The organism is Albidovulum sp. (genome assembly GCF_049646345.1).
Classification (GTDB): Bacteria; Pseudomonadota; Alphaproteobacteria; order Rhodobacterales; family Rhodobacteraceae; genus Albidovulum.
In genome coordinates, this window is the sequence record NZ_JBARVQ010000341.1 from 1 (window position 1) to 5,459 (window position 5,459).

Here is a 5,459-nt window from a genome sequence, read left to right on the forward strand (position 1 = left end):
TTGTTAGACCCCGTCACCGCCCCTATCTCTTGCAGGGTCAGAGGCATTTGCGTGGGTGGTTGAACCCAGCGTGCCGGAACGATCTTCCCAATCAAGGAGGGAAGCGGAAATGAACCGACTAGCAGTACATGTGCTTTGCGCTGCCGCCCTGATACCCGGCGGCGCGGGAGCGATTGAAACCGGCCAAATTGGCCCGTTAGCCCTGGAGGCAGCCATGAAACGAACACTCGGCCCAGCCTGGACGGCTGATGATATCGCCGCCGGCGAAAACGTCGCGGAGAAATGGAAGACCTTCGCTTCGAATACAGGCGATGAGACGGGCGGCACACCCTTCGGCGCGGGCGGCGGCAAGGTCGCCGAAGTACTGGCGCGGCATGAGGCCGATCTGATGGCCTATCCCAATGTCGTCGCTGTATCGGATGGCGTCTGCCTGACGGGTGACGACGCGGGCAAGGCCTGCATCAACGTCTATGTCAGCCAGAAGGTTGCGTCCGACACGCTTCAGGCGGATCAGCACCTGCCCGACCAGCTTGACGGTGTGCGGGTTGAGGTGATCGAAGCCGGAACCATCGGCATTCTGCCTACGGAATAAGGCCCGAATGCAGCTCTGACCACAGCTTCTGCGGTCCGGCGATGACACCCGGCACGCGCGGGTCGGCGGCGTTGAAGCGCAATGCGCCGCCATGGCGATCGGTGACGGTCGCGCCTGCGCGCCGCGCGATCAGGTCGCCCGCGGCAATGTCCCATTCCCAGCTTGGGCGCAGGGTCAGCATCGCGTCATAGCGCCCTTCGGCAACCAGACACATCCGCCAGGCAACCGATGACCGGAACTTGCGGGTGAAGGGCGGCGGCGCACCGATCTTCCAAAGTTCTGGCGCAAGGTTGGGCTTGGCTGTCAGTAGTGTCGCCTCGCCCGCGCTTTCCTTTGCGGATGCCCGGATCGGCGCATCGTTCAAGAGCGCCGGTCCCGCTTCGGTCGCCGCGTAAAGCGCGTCGCGCATCGGCAGATAGACGACCGCTGCCGTCACCCTCCCACCTTCGGCAACGGCCAGCGAATGCGCCCAGGCCGTATCGCCCTCAATGAAGGCGCGGGTGCCGTCGATCGGGTCGATGATGAAGGTGCGTTCAATGCCAAGCCGGGCGGCATCGTCGGGTGTTTCTTCGGACAGCCAGCCATAGTCGGCGCGCGCCGCGCCGAGTTCGGCATGCAGCATCCGGTTGACCGCCAGATCGGCCTCGGTCACCGGCCCGGCGCCATCCGGTTTTTCCCAGATGCCGGGATCGCGGCGGAAATAACCGCGTGCGATGCGCCCCGCCTCGCGCGCCGCGTCGATCAGAAGGGCAAGGTCATTCCCCGGCAAGCGTCAGCCCTTCGACCAGAAGCGAGGGGACCACATGGCTCAGATGCCCCCGCGCATCGTTCGCGGGCGTGATCCGCATCAGCATGTCGCGCAGGTTCCCGGCGATCGTGCATTCATTGACCGCATGGGTGATCTGGCCATTCTCGATCCAGAAGCCCGAGGCGCCACGCGAATAGTCCCCCGTCGTCGGGTTGATCGAGGCACCGATCATCGAGGTGACCAAAAGGCCCGTCCCCATCTCGGCGATCAACTGCTCCCGGCTTTTGTCGCCCTGGGTCAGCGCGATATTAGACACGCTCGGCGATGGCGGAGACGACGTGCCGCGCGTCGCGTTTGCGGTCGATTGCAGGCCAAGCCTGCGGGCCGTGCCAAGGTCCAGCGTCCAGCCCATCAGCATCCCGTCCCGCACGATATCGCGCGGCGCGGTCGCCAACCCCTCGGCATCGAAGGGACGCGAGCCCGAGATGCGTGGCCGGTGCGGATTTTCATGGATCGACAACCCCTTGGGCAGAACCTGCGCCCCCAAAGCGTCGCGCAGCCAGGAAGAGCCGCGCATGATCGCCGAGCCATTGGCGGCGGCCAACAGATGGCCGATCAGCCCTGCGGCGATACGTTCGTCAAAGAGCACCGGATAGGCCCCGGTCTTGGGTTTACGCGCCCCGGCACGTTCAACGGCGCGGGTGCCGGCCAGCAAGCCGATGTCTTCTGCGCCGGGCAGGTCGGACTGATAGGTCCGGCTTTCAGCCGCCCAGTCGCGTTCCATCTTCAGCCCTTCACCAGTAATCGCCACGGCCGAGATCGACCGTCCGGTGCGGCCATAGCCACCGGAAAAGCCGTTCGACGCGGCGAAATGGACATGACGCCGGGAATAGCTGGCCGAGGCGGACTGACACTGGCTGACGCCCTTGACCGCGAGCGCAGCGATCTCGGCGCGACGGGCATCATCCTCAAGCTCGACGGCGGCCGGTTCGGCGGCAGGGTCGATCAGATCAAGGGCCGCTACATTCCATGCATCTGCAAGCTGCGACGGATCGGCCAGCCCGACGCTCTCATCCTCCGGCGCTTCGCGGGCCATCGCAGTGGCGCGTTCGGCCATCTCGGCAATGGTCCGGTCGGAAATGTCCGAGGCCGAGACACAGGCCTGCCGTCTCCCGACCAGAACGCGCAACCCGATCTCGATCCCCTCGGACCGCTCCGCCTGCTCAAGTGTGCCGCCCCGCACATCGACCGAAACTGACGTCCCGTCGACGGCAATCGCATCGGCCGCCTCGGCCCCGGCTTTCGCCGCCGCCGTCAGAAGCGCTTCGGTCAGATTGGAAAGCCGGTCGGTCATCGCTGGGTCCTGCTCTGGATCGGTTTGATACGACCTAGTCCGGCCCGGATCGGGGCGCAAGGGCGCCGCGACAGATGTCGGGACGGTGTCGGTACAGATGCCATACGCGTGCCGGACGGATGCCATACGCCCGAAACGAAACCGCCCGCCGGGTGGCGGGCGGTTCGAATGTCTTGTTTCAGGGTGCTACTGAACCCGCTGGCCGTTGGCGTAAACACCGCCATCTTCCTTGAACTCGATTTTGGAGCTCAGCGCATCTTCACCCGTCGGTACCGCGAAAAGGCCCATCATCATGCGGGCACCCATTGCCTGATCCTCAGGCACGAACCCCATCGCAACCAGCTTGTCGATCAGGGCATTGGCACCGTTCAGTTGCAGGTCGACCGCGCCCAAAGGCTTTGGAATTCCTGCGGTATTATCAAAGGTCAGCGCACCATTGCCGGTCAGTTCCGCACCGACCGCCGAAAGCTTCAACTCATTGATATCAAGCGCATTCAATTCCCCCGGCGGCTGGGCACCCATTGCATCGGCTTCCTTGGGATCAAGGATATTGACCAGCAACTTCGCCGCGCCGGAAAGATCGACGATCAGCGTCGCCGGATCGCGCGGCAGCTGGGCCGCCGGGTCGAACATGCCCCAAAGCCCTTCCGAGACTTCCAGGCCGACGAATTTCACCAGCAAACCGAAGGGCTGCGCCTCATCGCTTTTCGCCACGGGCATCGCAAAGTTAAAGGCGCTTTCGGCCATCGAAAGGTCAATGGGCAGCGGGAAGGATGAGACCTGCACTGCAATTTTCGCATCTTTGCCAGTGCCGCCATAGGACATGCCATCCGCCGACATCGCGAAATGGAGGGTACCGCCACCGCCGGTCGACTGCGCGTGCATGTTGTCGTTTTCGTCAGCGAAATCCATGACATAACCGCCGCCGGTATAGGCAAAGTTGCCGTCCATTGCGACGCCGGCTTGAAGCGCGTCATGCATGTTCGTCATGTCGACGCCAGCCGGAATGGTCACGTCGGATGTGCCCGACAGCCCGGTCAATGAGCCCGAGGCCGAGAACGTGCCTTTGCCTTCCGGGTCTTTCGCGGTCACCGCGAAATCAAGTTTTTCCGCCGCGAGATCAGACGTGACCTTGCGGCCATCTGCCGAAGTCATCCGGTAGCTGCCACTGTTGCCCGAAAGCGTTGCATTCAGCTTCAGCGGAACTTCCGCATCGTCCACCTTCACACCATCCATGGAGAATCCCATTTCCGGCGCGGTGTAGTCATAGACCGTATCATCGGCACTGCCCGAGACGATCATCGCAAAGCCAGAATGGGTGACGTTCATCGCCATATCAACGGCTTCGCCGGTTTCGGGTTTTGTCGTGACGGTAACGGGAACCTCTTCGGACATGGTCATCTCGACCCGCCCGTCGCCCAGTTCCTTCAGCCGGATTTCCGCGACCGAGGCCTGAAACCCGCCTTCGGGTACTTCGTTTTTGAATACGGCATCGGTGATGACAAACGTATCGCCCTGCATCTCCTGCGATCCGGTGGATACGGTCTGGCCGAGGTCGGTGTAATACCCGGCAATGCCCTGCCACACCTCCTCAGCCGTCACTTCGGCGCAAACGGCCGTTGTGGACAGTAGAAGGGCGATCAGAGCGCTGGAACCGGTCAATTTTTTCATCTGGAAGCCTGCCTTGTTTTCAAACTCGCCCACAACATCCTGCCGCATGCGGGTAGGGTCAAGGGCTGCCGGGGGATGGAATTCCACCATCTACGGCTGTTAAGGGGAACAATCTGACGATTTCATGGCGGTAAGGCAATGATCCGACTGGATAAGCATGATGGTTTTTGGCGGGTCACAATCGCGCGACCCGAAAAGGCCAACTCACTGACCGGCGCGATGCTGGGTGATCTTGCGGACATTGCCGAGGCGGCGGGGCAGGAACAGGTGCAGGCGCTGGTTCTGACTGGCGAGGGCAAAGTCTTTTCCGCCGGGGCCGATCTGGATGAGGCGCGCGCAGGGCTGGCGACCGATCCGGTCTGGGAACGCCTCTCGGGCACCATAGCCAATCTGCCTTGCCTGACGGTGGCGTCGCTGAATGGCACGGTTGCCGGTGGTGCGTTCGGCATGGTTCTGGCCTGCGACATCCGGATCGCGGTGCCGACGGCGAAGTTCTTCTATCCGGTGATGAAGCTCGGCTTTCTGCCGCAACCCTCTGACCCAGTGCGGATGGCCGCGCTGATCGGACCGGCGCGGGCCAAGATGATCCTGATGGCGGGCGCAAAAATCGGTGCGGAAGAGGCGCAGGACTGGGGGCTGGTGGACCGGATCGTTGCGCCAGAGGTTTTGGACGCCTCTGTCACGGACCTGACGGTCGATGCAAGTGCGGCGCATCCCGACCATGTCGCGGGGATCAAGCGCCTTTTCGGCTGATTCTGTCTAGCGCCGCCGTCGCGGCCCGGGGATGCGCGACCGGAAGCCGGGTGGGCGTGACGCCACCCATCGCACAAATTTCGCAAGTCTTGGATGGGCGCGCAAAGCTTCCATCGTCGGATAGTCGCGGGCGAGTTCCGTTTCGCTCAGCGTCGCGTGAATTTCGGCATGGCAGATCGCATGCAACAGCACCACTGGGCCGCCCTTTCCACCGCGAAGTCTGGGCACGAGGTGGTGACGGCTTTGCGCCACATCCGTAGGGATCGGGCGCAGGCAGAGCGGGCAGAGCGGATCGGGTGCTTGTGTCATGGCCGGTTTCTTGTCACAGGATGGAGTGAGCA

The 5,459-nt window shown here is 63.1% G+C and carries 6 protein-coding genes; 2 read left to right on the top strand and 4 right to left on the bottom strand.

Translation table 11 applies throughout. The features are described 5' to 3' along the window. Positions 1-214: 214 nt before the first annotated feature. A complete protein-coding gene (locus WBB85_RS08520; protein WP_432638194.1) occupies positions 215-592 on the top strand; it encodes a hypothetical protein in 378 nt (125 codons plus the stop codon). Here the strand turns inward: WBB85_RS08520 and WBB85_RS08525 are convergent. From WBB85_RS08525 to WBB85_RS08535, 3 genes are all read right to left on the bottom strand, one after another. Continuing rightward, positions 582-1,361, bottom strand: coding sequence for a 3'(2'),5'-bisphosphate nucleotidase CysQ (locus WBB85_RS08525; protein ID WP_432638195.1), 780 nt, complete (start codon positions 1,359-1,361; stop codon positions 582-584). The genes WBB85_RS08520 and WBB85_RS08525 overlap by 11 nt on opposite strands. Continuing rightward, positions 1,348-2,694, bottom strand: a complete 1,347-nt coding sequence (locus tag WBB85_RS08530) for a TldD/PmbA family protein (protein ID WP_432638196.1) — start codon at positions 2,692-2,694, stop codon at positions 1,348-1,350. The genes WBB85_RS08525 and WBB85_RS08530 overlap by 14 nt, the downstream gene beginning before the upstream one ends. A 186-nt stretch (positions 2,695-2,880) precedes the next feature. Further along, positions 2,881-4,365: a DUF2125 domain-containing protein gene (locus WBB85_RS08535; RefSeq protein ID WP_432638197.1), complete on the bottom strand. Its 1,485-nt coding sequence runs from the start codon at positions 4,363-4,365 to the stop codon at positions 2,881-2,883. Between the two features lie 138 nt (positions 4,366-4,503). Between WBB85_RS08535 and WBB85_RS08540 the strand changes: the two genes are divergently transcribed. Next, positions 4,504-5,118, top strand: coding sequence for an enoyl-CoA hydratase/isomerase family protein (locus WBB85_RS08540; protein WP_432638198.1), 615 nt, complete (start codon positions 4,504-4,506; stop codon positions 5,116-5,118). Between the two features lie 6 nt (positions 5,119-5,124). Here WBB85_RS08540 and WBB85_RS08545 read toward each other — a convergent pair whose 3' ends face one another. Further along, positions 5,125-5,427, bottom strand: a complete 303-nt coding sequence (locus WBB85_RS08545; protein ID WP_432638199.1) for an HNH endonuclease — start codon at positions 5,425-5,427, stop codon at positions 5,125-5,127. Positions 5,428-5,459: the final 32 nt, after the last annotated feature.

Coding starts and splice junctions, on each gene's coding strand:
- WBB85_RS08530 (WP_432638196.1), bottom strand. CDS start 2,694: ATGACCGACCGGCTTTCCAATCTGACCGAAGCGCTTCTGACGGCGGCG.
- WBB85_RS08540 (WP_432638198.1), top strand. CDS start 4,504: ATGATCCGACTGGATAAGCATGATGGTTTTTGGCGGGTCACAATCGCG.
- WBB85_RS08535 (WP_432638197.1), bottom strand. CDS start 4,365: ATGAAAAAATTGACCGGTTCCAGCGCTCTGATCGCCCTTCTACTGTCC.
- WBB85_RS08520 (WP_432638194.1), top strand. CDS start 215: ATGAAACGAACACTCGGCCCAGCCTGGACGGCTGATGATATCGCCGCC.
- WBB85_RS08545 (WP_432638199.1), bottom strand. CDS start 5,427: ATGACACAAGCACCCGATCCGCTCTGCCCGCTCTGCCTGCGCCCGATC.